Origin of the sequence: Cupriavidus sp. U2 (genome assembly GCF_009663685.2) — a bacterium.
Lineage (GTDB): Bacteria > Pseudomonadota > Gammaproteobacteria > Burkholderiales > Burkholderiaceae > Cupriavidus > Cupriavidus necator_C.
Map to the genome: position 1 here is coordinate 1 of NZ_RCOG02000006.1, position 20,038 is coordinate 20,038.

Annotated in this window: 10 protein-coding genes; 7 read left to right on the forward strand and 3 right to left on the reverse strand. The window is 61.0% G+C overall.

Annotated elements, in window-relative coordinates:
• From D9X30_RS05885 to D9X30_RS05915, 7 genes are all read left to right on the forward strand, one after another.
• Window positions 1-404, forward strand: a 404-nt coding sequence (locus D9X30_RS05885; RefSeq protein ID WP_249640898.1) for an IS30 family transposase, incomplete at its 5' end; no start/stop codon positions are given.
• A 531-nt stretch (window positions 405-935) separates the two neighbouring features.
• A complete protein-coding gene (locus tag D9X30_RS05890; protein ID WP_153947125.1) occupies window positions 936-2,471 on the forward strand; it encodes a two-partner secretion domain-containing protein in 1,536 nt (511 codons plus the stop codon).
• Window positions 2,472-2,757: 286 nt separating this feature from the next.
• Window positions 2,758-10,740, forward strand: a complete 7,983-nt coding sequence (locus D9X30_RS05895; RefSeq protein WP_249640899.1) for a hypothetical protein — start codon at window positions 2,758-2,760, stop codon at window positions 10,738-10,740.
• 426 nt (window positions 10,741-11,166) lie between these two features.
• A complete protein-coding gene (locus D9X30_RS05900) occupies window positions 11,167-12,846 on the forward strand; it encodes a ShlB/FhaC/HecB family hemolysin secretion/activation protein (RefSeq protein ID WP_153946829.1) in 1,680 nt (559 codons plus the stop codon).
• Between the two features lie 59 nt (window positions 12,847-12,905).
• Window positions 12,906-14,777: a peptide transporter gene (locus D9X30_RS05905; protein ID WP_153946830.1), complete on the forward strand. Its 1,872-nt coding sequence runs from the start codon at window positions 12,906-12,908 to the stop codon at window positions 14,775-14,777.
• On the forward strand, window positions 14,774-16,582 hold the full coding sequence (locus tag D9X30_RS05910) for a class I SAM-dependent methyltransferase (protein ID WP_153946831.1): 1,809 nt from the start codon (window positions 14,774-14,776) through the stop codon (window positions 16,580-16,582). The genes D9X30_RS05905 and D9X30_RS05910 overlap by 4 nt, the downstream gene beginning before the upstream one ends.
• Window positions 16,583-16,585: 3 nt before the next feature.
• On the forward strand, window positions 16,586-16,894 hold the full coding sequence (locus D9X30_RS05915; protein ID WP_153946832.1) for a hypothetical protein: 309 nt from the start codon (window positions 16,586-16,588) through the stop codon (window positions 16,892-16,894).
• Between the two features lie 128 nt (window positions 16,895-17,022).
• Here D9X30_RS05915 and D9X30_RS05920 read toward each other — a convergent pair whose 3' ends face one another.
• From D9X30_RS05920 to D9X30_RS05930, 3 genes are all read right to left on the reverse strand, one after another.
• Window positions 17,023-17,505: an SgcJ/EcaC family oxidoreductase gene (locus D9X30_RS05920; RefSeq protein ID WP_153946833.1), complete on the reverse strand. Its 483-nt coding sequence runs from the start codon at window positions 17,503-17,505 to the stop codon at window positions 17,023-17,025.
• Window positions 17,506-17,692: 187 nt separating this feature from the next.
• Window positions 17,693-18,373, reverse strand: coding sequence for a response regulator transcription factor (locus D9X30_RS05925; RefSeq protein ID WP_153946834.1), 681 nt, complete (start codon window positions 18,371-18,373; stop codon window positions 17,693-17,695).
• Window positions 18,354-20,006: a sensor histidine kinase gene (locus D9X30_RS05930; RefSeq protein ID WP_153946835.1), complete on the reverse strand. Its 1,653-nt coding sequence runs from the start codon at window positions 20,004-20,006 to the stop codon at window positions 18,354-18,356. The genes D9X30_RS05925 and D9X30_RS05930 overlap by 20 nt, the downstream gene beginning before the upstream one ends.
• Window positions 20,007-20,038 lie beyond the last annotated feature (32 nt).

A 20,038-nucleotide genomic window follows, 5' to 3' on the forward strand; every position in this document is an offset into this window, starting at 1 on the left:
TCGTGGTGCTGGCGAAGATGGACGGTTGCGGGGCGGAGGCAGCGCTGGAGGCGTTGACCAAGAAGTTTCGTCGTGTGCCGCTGGCGCTTCGCAAGAGCCTGACCTACGACCAGGGCAAAGAGATGGCGCATCACGCGGAGTTGACCAGGCGAGTCAGTATCGAAGTGTTCTTTGCCGACCCGCACAGTCCGTGGCAGAGGCCAAGCAACGAGAACATGAACGGACTGGTTCGAGAGTATCTACCGAAGGGCGACGATCTATCGGTCTTCTCGCAGGGGTACTTGAACAGAGTCGCGAAGGCGCTGAACTATCGGCCTCGGGCGGTTCTCGACTTCGCCACTCCCGCCGAAGCCATGGCCGAAGAGATCAACAAATTACGAACTGGTGTTGCATCTCAGACTTGAAACCGCCATGGAAAAACTTCCATTTCCATTTCCCGCTGAATCGGATTGCCCGATGCGTGCGCCATATCCAGAAATGGCTGACTGCGAAAAGGCAATCTGACGAGTCTGCTGAATAGACCGATATCCGCCTATGGAACTAACTCGAATTTGGCGCAGTGCAGTGGCATTGGGCCGAATTTCGTCGAATTGCTATTCACGTTTTGCGGCTTGTCCTTTGTGCAAGGTCCGCACGACTGCATTGTTTTCCGCGCAATGCCGAACTTTAGGAAATCTGCGATTACGCAGCGAAGCCGTCTTCCATACGATCCGAAGCGAGGAATCGCAAAAAGGCGTTCTGGCGAATTCGCCAGAAGGTCACGAACGCGACAGCCACCAGACGTGTGCGCCCGCGGTCCCGACTCCCAGTAACGAGACATCGCAGGGCTTGCCTGCCGGACATCGCAGTGGCGATGTCCACCGCAATGCCTGCGCTCTCATCCGTCACCGCGCCTTCGGGACGGATGCTGTGCAATCAATTTTTAGGACTAGTCCATGAACAAGAATCGGTATCGTCGCGTATTCAGCAAGCGTCTCGGCATGCTTGTGGCCGTTGCGGAGAACGTGAAGAGCCAGGGCAAGCGCCCCGGCGAGGGGGGTGGCGACGCGAATGGCGCCCAGTTCGGCGTGGTGTCCGCGATGACCTCCATCGCGCTGGCCATGCTGATTCTGGAGTCCGGGCCGGCCTTCGCGCAGGCCCTGCCGACCAACGGCAACGTGGTGGCCGGCCAGGCCACGATCTCTCAGCCGAACGGCAACACCATGCACATCGATCAGGGCAGCCAGCGCACCGTGATCGACTGGAACACCTTCAACATCGGCAAGGGCAACACCGTCCAGTTCAACCAGCCCAACGCGCAGGCGCAGGCGCTGAACCGTGTGACCGGTGGCGTGCCGTCCAACATCCAGGGCTCGCTGCTGGCCAATGGCCAGGTGCTGATCCAGAACGCCAACGGCGTGCTGTTCGGCCGGGGCGCGGTGGTAAATGTGGGCTCGCTGCTGGCCACCACCAAATCCATCGATGTCAACGCCTTCATGGCGGGCAATCCGCTGGCACTGAGCGCAACCGGCAAGAAGGCAGGGGTCATCAACGAGGGCGAAATCAACGCCGCCGGCTTTGTCACGCTGGTTGGCGACCAGGTTCGCAATAGTGGTTCGATCAATGCTGGCGCTGGCGGACAGGTCGTGCTGGCGGCTGGCGACAGCGCCACGTTCGCGCTGAACAACGGCCAGGGCATCTCGGTAACGCTGACCAATGCCACAGCCAACGCGCTGGTGGAAAACAGCGGCAATATCCGCGCCCAGGACGGCACGGTGCTGCTGACCGCGCGCGGCAAGGACACGCTGCTCAAGACAGTGGTGAACCTGAGCGGCGTGGTGCGCGCCGGCACGGTGGTGGCGGACGCCGGAAAGACTGGCGACGTGACGATGACCGGCGCCATCGATGCGTCCGGAACAGCGGCTGGCGGCAAGGGCGGTACGGTGGTGCTGTCCGGCGACCGCGTGGGCGTGTTCGGCAATGCATCGATCAACGTGAAGGGCGACGCAGCCGGCGGCAAGGTGGTGCTGGGCGGCGACAGCCTTGGCAAGCTGGCCGGCACGGACGCGGCCCGGCTGCTGCAGGATGGCGTGGCGTTCGCCAATTTCACGCAGGTGGATAGCGGCGCGCGCATCGACGCTGGCGCGCTCAACGGCGATGGCGGTTTCGTTGAAACGTCGGGCCACAAGCTCAACGTGCAAGGCACGGTGACCGCTGCGGCACCGAATGGCAAATCCGGCCACTGGCTGATCGATCCTACGGACATCACGATCGGCACGGGTGCCGATGCCGGCTATAACGGCAACCTCTCCGGCGGTTTCGACGCGGGCACCAACAATACGGCAACGGTCCGTAACACATCGATCAACAACGCGCTGAACAACGGTACGGACGTCACGATTACCACCGCCAGTTCGGGCACGGCCACGGGCAACATCACGCAGCAAGGTGGTGCGGATATCAGCAAGACTGGGGGGGCACAGCGAACCTGACCCTGGCTGCCAACGGCAGCATCACGCTGAACGGGAATATCACCTCGACGTCCAATCAGCTGAATCTGAATCTGACGGCTGCCATGGGTGGAAACAGCGGCCAGGTGGCCACGGCCACCAATGGGCGATACGACCTGAACGGCGGCAGGCTCGATGTTTCTGGCAACACGACGGGTACCGCGAATCAACGCGCAGTGTCTCTCGATGGCACCTGGGGGAATATTGGCGGAGGATCGATTCGCGTGTCTTCATCGGTGGTGGAGGTCTGGCTCAAACGGGCGGAATATTGAATATCACGGGTACCAGCATTGGTGGCTCAGGCGCAAATCTCAATAATCTCAATATCGCCGGAAACTCGGTGTTGAATGTGATCGGTACCAGCGTGGACTCGTATGGAACGGCTCTCAATAATGGGACTGTGTCTGGAAACGCCCGGCTGAACATGGCTGGCACGAGTACCAACGGGACGGGCCTTGGTTCCAACTATATCAGTGGGACGGACAATGCCACGCTGAATTTTTCTGGAACAAGTACGAACAATACAGGCGCCTACATTGGCACCCTTAACTTGACTGACGGCGCCGCATTAGGTCTTTCGGGGACCAGCGTCAATGGTCATGGCGTCGCATTAGCGGCAACCACCGCCACAGGTAATGCAGCGCTGAATATTGCCGGTACGAGTACCAATGGTTCGGGCGTAATTGGAAGCGGTTTCCGCGTAGCGGGAAATGCAGGGCTGAATATCGGCGGCACGAGCACTCGTGGTATGGGCACAAATGTACTCGATCTCAACGCCACGGGAAATGCATCGCTGAATATCAGCGGCACGAGCACAGACGGTCGCGGGGTTAATTTTCATGGCACGAACGCCTTTGAAGGCAACAGCAGGGTGAATGTCGCAGGAACATCGGCGAATGAGAGTGGCGTTTACCAGGCTGGGACCTTCAATACTTCCGGTAATACCGCATTGACCTTCTCGGGTAATTCCACCAACGGCGTCGGCATTAATCTTGAGGGCACCAACGCCTTCGAGGGCGATAGCAGAGTGAATGTCGCGGGAACGTCGACGAATGGCTCCGGCGTTTTCACTATTGGGACCTTGAATACTTCTGGTAATGCCGCATTGACCTTCTCCGGCAATTCCACTGGCGGATTCGGTCTGGATCTGCAGGGGAGCAAGAATGTAACCGGCAATGGCACACTGAATGCTACGGGAACATCGGCGAATGGTAGCGGTGTCTTTATCGCCGGGACGCTCAACATTTCCGATGGCGGCGGAGTGAACGTCGTGGGCGCCACTGAAAACGGCAGAGGCGTTGAACTGTTGCGTGCCAATCTGACAGGCAATGCGGGGCTGAATATCACAGGCACCACGACGACTGGTCTTGGCGTGTTTGTCGCGGGCCAACTGAACATCGCTGATGGTGCCCGAACGAACCTCACTGGTACTGCCGCGAACGGCAGAGGCGTAGACATTTCCGCAGAAAAAAATCTCACCGGTAATGGCACGCTCAATGCAACGGGAAGCTCGACCAATGGTTCGGGAATCTATGTATCGGGTTCCCTTAATGCGTCCGACGGGGCGGGAGTGAACCTGGTCGGTAATTCCACGAATGGCACGGCCGTCGATTTTTACGGCGCCAACTCCTTCGAGGGCGATAGCAGGGCGAATATCACAGGCACCACGACGACTGGTATTGGCGTGTTTGTCTCTGGCCAACTGAACATCGCTGATGGTGCCCGAACGAACCTCACTGGTACCGCCGCGAATGGCAGAGGCGTAGACATTTCCGGAGCAAAAAATCTCACCGGTAATGGCACACTCAATGCAACGGGAAGCTCGACCAATGGTTCGGGAATCTATGTATCGGGTTCCCTTAATGCGTCCGACGGGGCGGGAGTGAACCTGGTTGGTAACTCCACGAATGGCACGGCCGTCGATTTTCACGGCGCCAACGCCTTCGAGGGCGATAGCAGGGTGAATGTTGCGGGAACGTCGACGAATGGCGCCGGCGTTGTGACAACTGGAATTATGAATACTTCCGGTAATGCCGCATTGACCTTCTCGGGCAATTCCACTAACTCCTTCGGCTTGAATCTGCAGGGGAGCAAGAATGTAACTGGCAATGGCACACTCAATGCAACGGGAAGCTCGACTGCTGGTCCGGGGATCTTTGTAGCCGGCTCCCTTAATGCGTCTGGCGGCGCAGGCGTGAACCTGGTCGGTAATTCCACGAGTCACAGAGGCGTAGACATTGCTGGAACCAAGGATTTCACCGGTAACGCGAGATTGAATGCCACAGGATCCACGGTAGACGGCGTTGGGGTGTTCGTCTCGGGCACCTTGAATATTTCAGGGCAGGCCGGGGCAAATCTGGGAGGGGTAGCCACTGGCAACGGTTCGGGCGCGTGGTTCCGTGATGCGGTCAACGTATCAGGAAATGGCTCGCTCGGCGTCGCCGGGACAGCGAACAATGGCACTGGCGTTAACCTGCGTGATGTAGGCAACGGAACACTCAACACAACGGGCAATGGCTCAACCAACATTACGGGAACGTCGACCAACGGTACGGGTGTACAAGTCAGTGCCAATGTGAGTACGGACGGCAATGGCGCAACGAATATTTTCGGTAACTCCACGAACGGCACGGGTGTCGTTATCGGACGGGTGAACGATACGGCGGGTACCACGGGATCGGTCGCCACTAGTGGCAACGGGTCAACGAACATCTCGGGAAGTTCGCAAAACGGCGCTGGCGTTGACAATAGCAACGGCACAATCAACACCGGCGGTAACGGCTCCACCAATATTTCGGGCCAATCCACCGAAGGTACGGGTGTCGACAACACCGGGAACGGCTCAATCAATACGGGCGGCAATGGTTCGACGAACGTCCGCGGCAATACCACCAACGGTACTGGCGTAGACAATAGCAATGGCTCCATCAATACAACGGACAACGGCACCACGAACGTTACGGGGACTTCCGTTAACGGCGTTGGCGTCAAGAACGGCGGTGGAGAAGTCGACACAAACGGCAACGGGTCTACCAATATCTCCGGTAACTCGACCAATGGCGCGGGGGTTGGCAACGGCAATGGCTCGATCAACACGGGCGGTAATGGCTCGACCAATATTTCCGGCAACAGCACGGGTGGCCCTGGCGTAGATAACGGCAACGGCACCATCAACACGACCGGAAACGGCTCGACCAACGTGTCGGGCAACTCCACAAACGGCTCGGGCGTCGACAACGGCGGCGGCATCAACACCGACGGCAACGGCTCGACCAACGTCACGGGTGGTTCCACCAACGGCACGGGTGTCAATAACGGCAACGGCACCATCGACACCCAGGGTAATGGCTCGACCAATATCTCGGGCAACTCGACCAATGGTGCGGGCGTCGGTAACGGCAACGGCTCGATCAACACCGGCGGCAATGGCTCCACCAATGTCACCGGCAACTCGACCAATGGCTCCGGCGTCGACAACGGCGGCGGCATCAACACCGACGGCAACGGTTCGACCAATGTCACCGGTGGCTCGACCAACGGCACGGGCGTCAATAACGGTAATGGCACCATCGACACCCAGGGCAATGGCTCGACCAATATCTCGGGCAACTCGACCAATGGTGCGGGCGTCGGTAACGGCAACGGCTCAATCAACACCGGCGGCAATGGCTCGACCAATGTCACCGGTAATTCGACCAATGGTTCAGGCGTAGACAACGGCGGCGGCATCAATACTGACGGCAACGGCTCGACCAATGTCACGGGCGGCTCGACCAATGGCACGGGCGTTGGTAATGGCAACGGCACCATCAATACTGGCGGCAATGGCTCGACCAATATCTCGGGCAATACCACCAACGGTACCGGCGTCGATAACGGAAACGGGTCGATTCACACCGATGGCAATGGCTCGACCAACATATCCGGTAACACTACGGACGGTACTGGCGTAGATAACGGTAATGGGACGATCGATACGACCGACAACGGCACGACTAACGTGTCGGGCAACTCCACGAACGGTACCGGCGTCCATAACGGCAACGGCTCGATCAACACGGGCGGCAATGGCTCGACCAATGTCACCGGCAACTCGACCAATGGTTCGGGCGTCAACAACGGCAACGGCACCATCAATACCGGGGGAAATGGTTCGACCAACGTCACAGGCGATTCCGGTAACGGCACAGGTGTCGATAACGGCAATGGCACGATCGACACCCAGGGCAATGGTTCGACCAATATCTCGGGTAATTCGACCGGCGGCCCGGGCGTCGATAACGGCAATGGCTCCATCAACACCGGTGGCAACGGCTCGACCAATATCGCGGGTAATTCGACCGGCGGTACGGGGGTCAGTAACGGCAACGGCTCCATCAACACGGGCGGAAACGGTTCGACCAACGTTACCGGTAACTCGACCAATGGCTCGGGTGTCGACAATGGCGGCGGTATCAATACCGACGGTAACGGCTCGACCAACGTCACAGGCAACTCCACCAATGGCACCGGCGTCGATAACGGCAATGGCTCCATCAATACGGCCGGCAATGGCTCGACCAATGTCTCGGGTAACTCCACCAACGGCACCGGCGTCAACAACGGAAATGGGTCGATCAATACCGACGGCAATGGATCGGCCAATATCTCCGGTAATACGACGGACGGAACCGGCGTCGACAACGGGAATGGCACGATCAACACCGGTGGCAACGGCTCGACGAATATCTCGGGTAACACCACCAATGGCACCGGCGTTGATAACGGCAACGGGACGATTGACACTCAAGGCAATGGTTCCACCAATGTCTCGGGGAATTCGACCAACGGCACGGGTGTCAACAACGGCAACGGCTCGATCAACACGGGCGGCAACGGCTCAACCAACGTTTCCGGCAATACGACGGACGGAACTGGCGTAGATAACGGTAACGGGACCATCAATACCGGGGGTAACGGCTCGACGAATATTTCGGGCAATACCACCAATGGCACCGGTGTCGATAACGGCAACGGCACGATCGACACCCAGGGTAATGGCTCGACGAACGTGTCGGGCAATTCGACCAACGGCACGGGCGTCAACAACGGCAACGGCACCATCAATACCGGGGGAAATGGTTCGACCAACGTCACAGGCGATTCCGGTAACGGCACAGGTGTCGATAACGGCAATGGCACCATCAACACCGGTGGCAACGGCTCGACAAATATCTCGGGTAATTCGACCGGCGGCCCGGGCGTAGACAATGGCAACGGGACCATCAATACCGGTGGCAATGGGTCGACCAATGTCTCGGGCAACTCGACCAACGGTACTGGCGTTGATAACGGCAACGGGACCATCAATACCGGCGGCAACGGCTCGACCAACGTCTCGGGTAACTCGACGAACGGCACGGGCGTTGATAACGGAAACGGGACCATCAATACCGGGGGTAACGGCTCGACGAATATTTCGGGCAATACCACGAATGGTACGGGCGTCGATAACGGCAACGGTACGATCGACACCCAGGGTAATGGCTCGACCAACGTCTCGGGTAACTCGACCAATGGCACCGGCGTCAACAACGGCAACGGCACCATCAATACCGGGGGAAATGGCTCGACCAACGTCACAGGCGATTCCGGTAACGGCACAGGTGTCGATAACGGCAATGGCACCATCAACACCGGTGGCAACGGCTCGACCAATATCTCGGGTAACTCGACCGGCGGTCCAGGCGTAGACAATGGCAACGGTACGATCAATACCGGTGGCAATGGGTCGACCAATGTTTCGGGTAACTCTACCGACGGCACTGGCGTTGATAACGGCAATGGTTCGATCAACACGGACGGTAACGGCTCGACCAACGTCTCGGGTAACTCGACCAATGGCACCGGCGTCAACAACGGCAACGGCTCGATCAACACGGGCGGTAACGGCTCGACCAACGTCTCGGGCAATACGACGGACGGTACTGGCGTCGATAACGGCAACGGCACCATCAATACTGGTGGCAATGGCTCGGCCAATATCTCGGGCAATACCACCAATGGCACCGGTGTCGATAACGGCAATGGCTCGATCAACACTGATGGCAACGGGTCGACCAATGTGTCGGGTAACTCGACGAATGGCACTGGCGTCAATAACGGCAACGGTACGATCAACACGGGCGGCAACGGCTCGGCCAACATCTCGGGCAATACCACCGACGGCACCGGTGTCGATAACGGCAACGGCACGATCGACACCCAGGGTAACGGTTCGACCAACGTCTCGGGCAATTCGACCAACGGCACCGGCGTCAATAACGGTAACGGCTCAATCAACACGGGAGGCAACGGCTCGACGAATATCTCGGGTGGTTCCGGCAACAGCACCGGGGTGGATAACGGAAACGGCACCATCAACACCGGCGGAAATGGCTCGACAAACATCTCCGGCAATACGACGGACGGCACCGGTGTCGATAACGGCAACGGCACCATCAACACCGGCGGTAACGGTTCGACGAACATCTCGGGCAATACCACCAATGGCACCGGCGTTGACAACGGCAACGGCACGATCGACACCCAGGGCAACGGCTCGACCAACGTCTCGGGTAACTCGACCAATGGCACTGGCGTCAACAACGGCAACGGCTCAATCAACACGGGCGGCAACGGCTCGACCAACGTCTCGGGCAATACGACTGACGGTACTGGGGTCGATAACGGCAACGGCACCATCAACACCGGTGGCAACGGCTCGACGAACATATCGGGCAACACCACCAACGGTACCGGCGTAGATAACGGTAATGGCTCGATCACTACCGACGGCAATGGCTCGACCAACGTCTCGGGTAACTCGACCAATGGTACCGGCGTCAACAACGGTAACGGGACCATCAATACCGGCGGTAACGGTTCGACGAATATCTCGGGCAATACGACGGACGGCACCGGCGTAGATAACGGTAATGGCTCGATCACTACCGACGGCAACGGCTCGACCAACGTCTCGGGTAACTCGACAAACGGTACCGGGGTGAACAACGGCAACGGCACCATCAACACCGGTGGCAATGGCTCGACGAATATTTCGGGCAATACCACCAACGGCACCGGCGTCGATAACGGTAACGGGACCATCAATACCGGGGGTAACGGCTCGACGAATATTTCGGGCAATACCACGAATGGCACGGGCGTCGATAACGGCAACGGCACGATCGACACCCAGGGCAATGGCTCGACCAACGTCTCGGGTAACTCGACAAACGGAACCGGCATCAACAATGGGAACGGTTCCATCAACACCGGAGGCAACGGCTCGACCAATATCTCGGGCAACACTGGCAACGGTACGGGCGTCGATAACGGCAATGGCTCGATTACCACCGACGGTAACGGATCGACCAACATCTCCGGCAATTCGACCAACGGCACCGGCATCAATAACGGGAACGGAACCATCAATACCGGCGGCAACGGCTCGACCAATATCACGGGTACCACAGGCAACGGCACCGGCGTCGATAACGGCAACGGCACGATCAACACCACCGGTAATGGGTCGACCAATGTCACCGGAAATTCGTCCAACGGTTCTGGCATCGACAACACCAATGGCACGATCAATACCGGGCCAAACGGATCGGTGACCAATATCTCCGGTAACGGTTCCAGCAATGGCAGCTCCAATGGTTCGAACGGCTCCAATGGTTCGAACGGATCGAATGGGTCCAACGGGTCGAATGGCTCGAACGGCAGTTCGGTTGGCGACTCGGGCGGTGGTGGCGGCGGCGGAGCTGGTGCGGCCGTGGCCGGCGCTGCCGGAGCTATCGGCCTGGGTGCGGGGGTCGCGTACTTCTGGAGCGATCTGTTCGGCGCCAACTGGCACCTGGCATCGCCGCAAGCGATGACGGTGGAGCTTGGTGAAGAGGCTTGGGCCGGCGCCACGCTGGAGGCGGTTGACGTGGATGCCAGTACCAACGTCGCGAAGGTGAAGATTGCGACCAGCTCCGGGCCGCTGGAGCGCAGCCTGGACTTCCGCGATGGGGCCGACGGCGTCAAGCACTACGTGTCCGAAGACCCGCAAACGAAGATGAAGGCGGATCTGTCGGTCAACGCGCAGACGCGTGAGTTCTTCTATACGGAAAGCGGTGTCAAGGACGGCAAGCCGTACGTGGTGAAGTCTCACGGCTGGTTGAAGGCGTCGACCGAGTCAGCCGCGTCGCCGGCCACGCCTGCGGCTGCTGGGATCGGCGGCTAATCGGAACTCAGCCGGTGCCACATGGCGCCGGCTGGGTCCGTCTTCGCCGATGCTTCAGTTCGCGCCAGACGCTCGAATTCGAGCGTTGGCGCCTTTCACACTTACGCTATTTGTTCGTCTGGTTTCTTCCATTTTCTGATTCTGTTTTGTCGGAAATTGGAAGAGACCATTTTCATTTCGGTTTTCGAAACTAGCTGCCAAACTCGCGCCAGAAGCATCGTGTGATGGCAGTACACGGAATCGCGCGCTCACCGCTGTTTGGACGTGCGATGCGGATGCCGATTCCATTCGTGAAATTCAAAGATTTTGCTATTCGGCGTAGGCGTATGCCGCTCTACCATTTTTACAGAAACAGCGACGCACTGATCAGCAGTTCGATTCGCAGTTGTAGCAAGCGCAGAACATTCACCGAGTCCATCCACTTCCATGTCGCGGTACTTCCAGAACATAAAGCGAAAATTCCAGCGTGCCGCCTGTGCATTGCCATGGGTGATGTTGATGGTCGCCGTCCATGCCGAACCGGCGGTGACAGATACCGCTGCAGTGTCGCCCCAAAAGGTCGTGGAATTCAGCGTGTTTCCCGCAGGTAGCCCCGCCGCAGCCGTAGTCCAGCGCGTGCTGCAGAGCGCGGCATCGCGGCTGGGCGCCGCGCCGGCAACGTTGGCCGAAGTGGATCAGTGGTCCGACAGTCTCACCAACGCACTGCGCCAAGGCGGGTTCCCGGTTGGGCAGGTATTGCTGACCGATCAGAACTGGCGCGCAGCCCAGCAAGGCCAGCCCTTGGTGTTCACGGCCTTCCCGGGCCGCATCCATGATGTCCAGATCGAAAACCAGTCGCGCGTCAAGGACGAACGACTGCATCGTCTGATCACGAAAGCACTGTGTGGGGGCGAATCGCTGGACAGCGTGTGTCTGTTGCAGACCAGCCGTCTGGAGCGCGCCACGCAGTTGCTGCAGGACGTGCCCGGCGTGGCGATTGCCGCCGCGCCGCAGTTTTCCCCAGGCGGCGGCCCCGGCGATATCAATGTGCGTTTCAGCATCGCGCAGCGGGGCGATCCGATCACCGGCGATGTCTTTATCGACAACAAGGGTATCGAGTCAACAGGCCTGTACCGTCTCGGCGTCACTGCAGCGGGTAACAATTTCTTTGGTTTGGGCGAGGCCTACGCACTGACCCTGACCGGCACCGAAAAGAAGATGTGGACCGGTTCGCTGACGGGCAGCGTTCCAATTCTTGACGATGGCTTGCGTGTCACGGGCGGCTTTACCCGCCAGCAATACACGATCAATGCCGTGACGCAGGTCGTAGGCGTAGCCAACACTTTGCAGGCGGGGCTGCAATATCCCATTACGCGTGGCCTCGATGCCAATATCTGGGCCGGCGCGTCATATCTCCATAGCCGTACGAATACCGATTACAAGGACCTCTATGTGGCGCACAGCACGCTGAATGCGCTGCGGCTTTCGCTCCAGGCGAACAATGGCGACCGCGCGCAGCAATTGCGCAGCGACATCTGGAGCGGCGAGCTGGCGCTGACGGTCGGCCATCAGAGCAACGACGTGCCTTACTTAAATAGCGTCACGCAGGTGGCCGGCGTCTACGGAAAATTCACGACGACCGGCTTCGGAAAATACGGGTTGAATCGCAGTGGCGATTTGTTTCTGACCGGCCAGATCAATGGTCAACTGGCCAGCAAGAACCTGGACCCAAGCGAAAAGCTCGGCGTGGGTGGCCCCAATGCAGTCCGTGCCTATCGTGCCGATGAAGGGTCGTTCGACGATGGCGTGGTGCTGAACGCCGGTCTCTACCAACGTATTCCGGTGGCGGCCGGCCACCAGGTGCAGTTGGGCATTTTCTCTGATTTCGCCATCGGCCGCGTCAACCACAACCCTTGGGGCGGCTGGGAATCGACCTATATCGGCATGTCCGACGTCAGCAATCGTCGGATTCTCTCGGGATATGGCCTGGGAATCGACTGGTTGACGCCGATAGGCGCCACGGTTTCCGCATCCGTTTCCAAGGCATACGGATTCTCTTCGACATCTTGGGTAGACCCTGGCAAGAAACCCGTGCAGTACTGGTTATCGGTGACATGGAGCAAATAAATCCGTGACGCGGCTGGCGTGTGTCCGCAAAACCGGAACGATTGTCCCTCTACAGGAAAATGATCATGACAAAACCTTCGATCTTCAGCATTAACAAGTTCGAATATCTGTGCTATCGCCGCGAACACGAGAAAGCGGGGCGCGAACTGGTGGCCTTGCTGAGTCGCATCGACAACCATTACGGCATCCTGATGGATATCGACGAATGGGCGCAGTCGGGCGAAGCGCGCGACATCATGGACGACCATCTGCTGACGCGTCTGACGTCGGCCATCAGCAGCCTGGCCACCGACCCGGAATTCCGGATTACCGATCACGGCGGCGCGCTGCTGCTGCAATACCAGCGATGGCTGGCGGCGATGTTTGCGGCCAGCCCCTTCCGCAATGCGGATCATGTGTTGCGTACGCTGGGTCTGGATGAGGAGGCGCGCTATTCGCTGCAGTTGCGGACGTCGGATCTGCGCAAGTTTCAGTTGTTCTATCTGCCGGAGTCCGAAGTCCGGCTCGATTGGGATGCCCTTTGGGAGCACAACAAGGTGGTGACGGCCGGGCTGGCAATGGCCATGATGTCGTCGCGCTTCCTGGCCACGCCTTCGGCCCATGCCAAGCGCGAGCTGCTGCTGCGCTGGCTGCCGGAACGTCTGGACCAGATCGACAGCGTCGACATGTTGCCGATGGGTGTGATGCACGATGTCTACATGCATTGCAGCTATGCCGACATCGCGAGCAAGCACGACATCAAGAAGCCCATCAACACCTTGATCCGGCGCAAATTGGCAACACTTGGCATGTTCGATGTTGAACGCCCCGCCGCCGTGGCCGCCAACGGCAAGCCTGTGTTGCTGGTGGTGTTGGAGTGGTTCTCGAAGAACCACTCGATCTATCGCACCCACTCGCAGACCATGGTGGCCATGCGCGACCGCTTCCACCTGGTGGGGATGGGCTACGGCGACCGCGTGGACGATGCGGGCCGGGAGGTCTTCCACGAGTTCATCACGATCGAGGGCAACAGCGTCTGGGACCATGCGCGGCACATTCGCGACACGAGCGAGAAATACCAGGCGCAGGTGATGTACATGCCCAGCGTCGGCATGTTCCCCATCACCATGGTGCTGGGCTGCCTGCGCGTGGCGCCGCTGCAGATGATGGCGCTGGGCCACCCGGCCACGACCCACGGCCATGCGATGGACTACGTGGTGGTGGAAGAAGACTACGTGGGCGACGAATCGTGCTTCAGCGAAAAATTGCTGAAACTGCCATCCGATGGCATGCCGTATCGGCCGCCCGCCGCCATGCTCGAGCTTGAGTTGCCGACGAAGACGCCGTCGACGTCCGACGTGGTCAAGATCGCCGTCGCAGGCACCACGATCAAGCTCAATCCCGGCTTCCTTGAAACCTGCGCGACGATCGCGCGCCAGTCCAAGGTGCCTGTGCAGTTCCACTTCCTGGTGGGCCAGGCCAGCGGGTTGGTCTTCCCGCAGGTGCGCAACCTGGTGCGGCGCATCGTCGGTGAAGATGCTGTGGTGTACAAGCACCAGAACTATCACAGCTACATGAAGGTGATTGCAGATTGCGACATGTTCTTGAACCCGTTCCCGTTCGGCAACACCAATGGCATTGTCGATACAGTCTGGGCCGGCCTGGTCGGGGTGTGCAAGACGGGGCGGGAAGTCCACGAACATATCGACGAGGGGATGTTCCATCGGCTTGGCTTTCCGGAGTGGACCATCGCCAAAACGAAGGAAGCGTATGTCGATGCCGCGCTGCGCATGATCGAAGACAAGGAGGAGCGGGATGCACTGACCGCGCAGCTGGCGGGCCCGCAGGCGATCGAGAAGCTGATCTTCAAGGGCCGGCCGGAGATCCTTGGCGAACGGATCGAGGAAATCTGGAGCCAGAAGCTGCCTGCCGGCGAGGCGCAAGCATCATGAACCCGTCGATCAAGGCGGTCCTGCGCCGCGCGCATGACCCGTGTTTCGTTCAGCACTACTTTGCCGGTGTTGGCCTCGATATCGGCGTTCGCGAATCGGACCTCGCCGCAAGCAGCAGCCTGTTCCCCCGGGTGGTGCGCGTGGTGCCGTGGCACGGCGATGTCGCTGCAGTGCCGGGCGTGGAAGAGCGCGCGTTCGATTTCGTCCATGCTGGCCAATGCCTGCAAAACGTGGCCAATCCGACCAAAGCCGTGGCGCGCTGGCTGGACCTGGTGAAGCCGGGTGGCTATCTGGTGCTGACCGTCCCCGACGAGGATCTGGAGGAACAGGGCAAGTGGCCCAGCCAGATCGATCCCTCGCGTCGCGCAAGCTTTACGGTCTGCAAGCCGGCCAGTGCACTGCCGGCGTCGGTCAATATGCTGGATGTGGTGCGGTCGGTCGCCGCGGTGGCAGCCTGCGAACGCATCGCCGTGGTCCGCGATCACCATGTTGAAAACAGTGGCACGGAGGGTGCGGCCGGCGGGCCGCTGGCCGAACGGGCGATTGAAGTCGTGCTGCGCAAGCGGCAGGTTCCCACACCCGATGAATTCTTCCTGGTTGCCGGACGCGCCCAGAACGCACAAGCCTGCCTGCGGGAATGCCTGGGCGCGGTGCGGACCTATCCCTATCGTTTCGACGTCACGCAACGGGCGGCGATGCTGCTGCAGCGATGGCAGCTCGACGACGAGGTGGAGGCACTATGGGAGCAGGCCGTCGAACGGCTGCCGGACGAATGGAATCCGAAGCTGTACCAGTTCCTGTTCATGATTTCGCGCGGAAAGATCCACGAGGGATTCGCGCTGCGCGCCGAGCGCGTCCGGGGCTGGCCGTGGCAACGCCGCACCACGGCCGAGCCGCCGAAGCACATCGAGGAATGGACAGGTCAGCCGCTGCTCGGCAAGTCCATCGTGATCTGGAGCGAGTTCGGGCTTGGCGACGAGATCTTCTTCCTGCGTTTTGCGCGGATGCTGCGCGATCAGTCCGGTGCGGCAACGGTGACGGTGGTGTGCCAGAAGCCGCTGGTGGCGCTGTTCGAGGCATCGGGCGAGGCGGACGCCGTGGTGGCTGTCGATCAGACGGCCACGTTGCCGGCGCATGACTACTGGGTCTACCCGCACGACATCCCGGCCTTCTTGCCGGTGGAGCTCGACGTTCTGCCCGATTCGGTGCCTTACCTGCGGATACCGCCCGGATCGCCGAAGTTCGACCTCCCGGGTGGGGGCGGCGCGCTCAAGGTCGGCATCGCGTTCAAGGGGGCGCCCAATCACGAGAACGACAGGTTCCGGTCGTTGCCGTCGCTTTCGGTGCTCGATCCGCTGTTCGCCCATCGCGACATCGAGTTCTACAGCCTGCAGAAAGGCCAGGGCGCCGACGAGGCCGCGGCCTGGGCGGCGCGCCTGCCCAACTTCCACGATGTCGGCGCCACGTTGCAAAGCATGATGGACACGGCGCGGGCCATCGACGCGCTGGACGTCGTGCTGACAGTGGACACTTCGGTTGCCCACGTTGCCGGCGCGATGGGCAAGCCGGTGTGGCTGCTGCTGCCCGCCTATGCGGACTGGCGCTGGCACCTGGTGCGCGAGGATAGCCCGTGGTATCCCACGATGCGGCTGTTCCGGAATCAGGGTGCGGGTGGCTGGAGCGAGGTGGTGACACGCGTCAACGGCCATCTGCTTGGGCTGGCTGCCGCGCACGAGGAACAGTCCGGCGAACGATCAGGCGAACCATCGGGCGAACCATCGGGCGCGCTGTCTGGTCAGGAGTGAATCATGAAACATCCAGTTGATCGACTGTTCGGCGGCATCTTCCTGGCCGTGATCGTGACGGTGGTGGTGATGGTGCTGCTGGCAACGCTGCCGCTGGAAGATCTGGGCATCGGCCGGATCGCGCACGTGCTGGTCGGCGTGGCGATCGCCGCGTGCATCGTCCTTCCGCGCCCGCTGCTCAAGCGCACGGTGTGGCACGGCCAGGACCCGTTTGTGCTGGACGATGAACTCGACAACATGCTGATCGGCCGCGGCATTGGTGTGGTATGCGGTGCGGCGGCAGGGGTGTTCGTACTGGCGCAGTGGACGTGATCCTGCCAGCGCCGGGGACGTCGTTGAATCGCCAATTCGCCGCATCAACGATGCGATAGCCAGCTAAAAATCGAAAAGGCGCCGGATACACTCCGGCGCCTTTTTTCATTCGGGCAATCGACCGTCGATCAGTGCTTGCCGGTCGGCTCGGGCATGGCCGACGAATGGTGGTGGGCAATCAACCATTTGCCGTCCTTCCACTCGTAGACATAGGTGTATCGGGCATGGACCGTCTTGCCGTCGGCGAAGCGGAACGTGTAGTTGCCCACGTCCTGCGCCACGTTGCAGCCGATCCGGATGAAGCGGTCGTCGATCGAGCCCTGCGGCTTGCCCTTCAGGAACTTGACGAAGTAGTCCTTGATGCCGGCCGGCGTGTTACGGGCCTGGTTCGACACCGTCGGCAGCAACACCCCATCGGGTGCGTAGTTGGCCACCACCTTGTCCGGGTCACCGGTGCGCAGCGAATCGTTCCAGCGATCGAACAGGCCGGCGATCTGCTGCTCGGTCGCGGGCGCGCACGCCGGGGCGGCAGTTTGCGCGGTGGCGGGCATCGAAGCAAACAGAACGCCTGCGGCGACGGTGATAAGAGAAGCGGCACCCACGTATTTCATCGAAGTTTCCTGTGATCAGAGTCGTCATCGCACCCTGCGGGTACGGCGCCGGTGAATCGGCACAGGTTGATTCTCGGGCGCCAACGTTAACCGCAGCCGGCGTGTTCGATGAAGCGATGCTGACGAAAAGATGAATGGAAGATGAACAGAGTGTCGCAGTGGTGTTGCAGTGTGCTTCACGCCTTGCTCAGGGCGTGTCGTCGATCCGGTAGCCCAGCCCGCGCACGGTCTTCAGCAACGGCAACGCGTGGCCATCGTCGATCTTGCCGCGCAGGCGGCGCACGTAGACATCGACGATATTGGTCAGCGGGTCTTCGTTGGCGCCCCAGACGTTCGACAAGATGCGCTCGCGGCTGAAGACCCGCCCCGGGGCGCTCATCAGCAGTTCCAGGAAGGCCAGTTCCTTGGCTGTCAGCGCGATGGCATTGCCACCGCGCGAGACCTGCATGCGTTCGCGGTCGAGGACCAGGTCGGCCACCTGCAACTGCTGCGCCTTGGGCTGCTGTTCCCGGCCGCGCCGCAGGAGTGCCTCGATGCGTGCCAGCAGTTCCTCGAACGCGAACGGCTTGGTCAGGTAGTCGTCGGCGCCAAGACGCAGGCCTGCCACGCGGTCGCCCACGTCGCTGAGCGAGGTCAGTATCAGGATCGGCACGTGATTGCGCTCTGCGCGCAACGTCTGGCACAGCTCCAGGCCATTGATGCCGGGCAGCATCAGATCGAGCAGCAACAGTGCGGCATCGCCCCGGCGCGCCATGTCCAGGCCTTCGGGGCCGGTGCGGGCCAGCTGGACGAGGTAGCCCTCGGCGCGGAGGCCGCGCACCAGGAAATCGGCCACGCGGGCGTCGTCTTCAATGACCAGGATGTTCATGGCTTGCGATGGCGTTGGCGGTGACGGCGGGTTGGTGGCCGCCGGGGATGTCGATGCATGCACGCGTGCCGTGCGGGTCGACCTGGCCCAGCGTGAGGCTGCCGTGATGGGCCTGGACGATGGCCTGCGCGATCGACAGCCCGATGCCGGTGCCGTCGGCGCGATGTGCCCGCGCGCGCCGGCCCCGCACGAAACGCTCGAAGACCAATGCCAGTTCGTCCGCATCGATGCCGATGCCATGGTCCTCCACTTCGATACGCACGCCGGTTGGCACCACGTGACAGCGCAGATACACGGTGCTGCCACGCGGCGAATAGCGAATCGCGTTATCCAGCAGGATCACGATGGCCTGGCGCAGCCGGTCGGCATCGGCCATGACCGTGATGCCGCCGGCCGCTTCGGGCCATTGCAGCGCGATGCGCACGTCATGCTCGGCGCCCAGCGCATCGGCAAAGTCGGCGGCGTCCTGCAGCAGCGGCAACAGGGCCACGCGTTGCGGCTGCATCACCAGTTGGTCAGCCTCGGCACGGGCAATCAGTAGCAGATCATTGATATGCCCGGTCAGTTGCTCGGCCGCGCCGACGATCTGCTGCAGGGCATGGCGATATTCCTGCGCCGGCTTCTCGCCCCCACGCAGCGCGATCTCGGCCTCGCCGCGGATGGCCGTGGTGGGCGTGCGCAGTTCATGCCCCAGGTCGGCAAACAGTTGCCGGCGGCGCTGGTCGATGCGCTGGAGGGTTTCATGCGCGGAACTCAGTTCGGCCGTACGGGCCTGCACGGCGTCTTCCAGGCGGCGTCGTGCGGCATCGGCATCGCTACGATGCTGTTGCAGTTCGGCAGCCATGGCGTTGAAGCCCTCGGCCACATGTTCGAATTCGTCACCCGAACGAATCGGCAGCCGGTAGTCGAGTGCGCCGGCCCGCAGCGCGCCCACGCCTTCGAGCAGCTGGTCCAGCGGACGCTTGAGCCGGCGCCCCAGTTGCCAGGCCAGCACGATGGCAGCCAGCAGCGTGACGGCCGCCATGCCGAAGGCCTGCGCGCGCACGCGGTCCAGGCCACGTTCGGTGGCAGCGCGCGCCAGCGGCACGGCGGCGCGCTGACGATCAATCGCGCCATATAGCAATTCTCTTAAATCGCGGCCCCGCGCCTTGTCGAAGACGTCGTTCAGCTCCCGCCATACCCCGGCGAAGTCGGCGTCGCGCGGCAACGGCTGCAGGGCGACCAGCCGCTTTTCCACGGCGACGATGTTGTCGCCGAGCAGGTCGGTCATGCTGGCCAGCGCGTTGACTTCCGGCGGGATCGGTACGCCGTCGAGCGCGGAGATCTCGTTCCACAGCACGATGTCGCGCTGCGCGAGTTCCTGCAGCCGGGCGGCGCCGCGCTTCATGGTGTCCAGCAGCCGGTCACGCACCTCGGGCGCGGCATCGGCATTCATCAGCCGCTGCGATGCCCACACGCGCAGCCGCTGCTTGTTGGCGGACAGGTCCAGCAGTTCGGACAGGATGTCGCTGGCCAGCCGGCTGTGCTGCGCGTAGTCATTGACGCGATTGGCGCCCCAGTAGACAAAGCCGGCCTGGATGCAGACCAGCGCCACGAGCAGGGCAAAGGCGATAGAAAGGCGAAAGCGGAACATGGCAGATTCTTGAGTTGCGCGCGGCGTTGCGC

Coding starts and splice junctions, on each gene's coding strand:
- D9X30_RS05890 (WP_153947125.1), top strand. CDS start 936: ATGAACAAGAATCGGTATCGTCGCGTATTCAGCAAGCGTCTCGGCATG.
- D9X30_RS05900 (WP_153946829.1), top strand. CDS start 11,167: ATGTCGCGGTACTTCCAGAACATAAAGCGAAAATTCCAGCGTGCCGCC.
- D9X30_RS05905 (WP_153946830.1), top strand. CDS start 12,906: ATGATCATGACAAAACCTTCGATCTTCAGCATTAACAAGTTCGAATAT.
- D9X30_RS05910 (WP_153946831.1), top strand. CDS start 14,774: ATGAACCCGTCGATCAAGGCGGTCCTGCGCCGCGCGCATGACCCGTGT.
- D9X30_RS05915 (WP_153946832.1), top strand. CDS start 16,586: ATGAAACATCCAGTTGATCGACTGTTCGGCGGCATCTTCCTGGCCGTG.
- D9X30_RS05920 (WP_153946833.1), bottom strand. CDS start 17,505: ATGAAATACGTGGGTGCCGCTTCTCTTATCACCGTCGCCGCAGGCGTT.
- D9X30_RS05925 (WP_153946834.1), bottom strand. CDS start 18,373: ATGAACATCCTGGTCATTGAAGACGACGCCCGCGTGGCCGATTTCCTG.
- D9X30_RS05930 (WP_153946835.1), bottom strand. CDS start 20,006: ATGTTCCGCTTTCGCCTTTCTATCGCCTTTGCCCTGCTCGTGGCGCTG.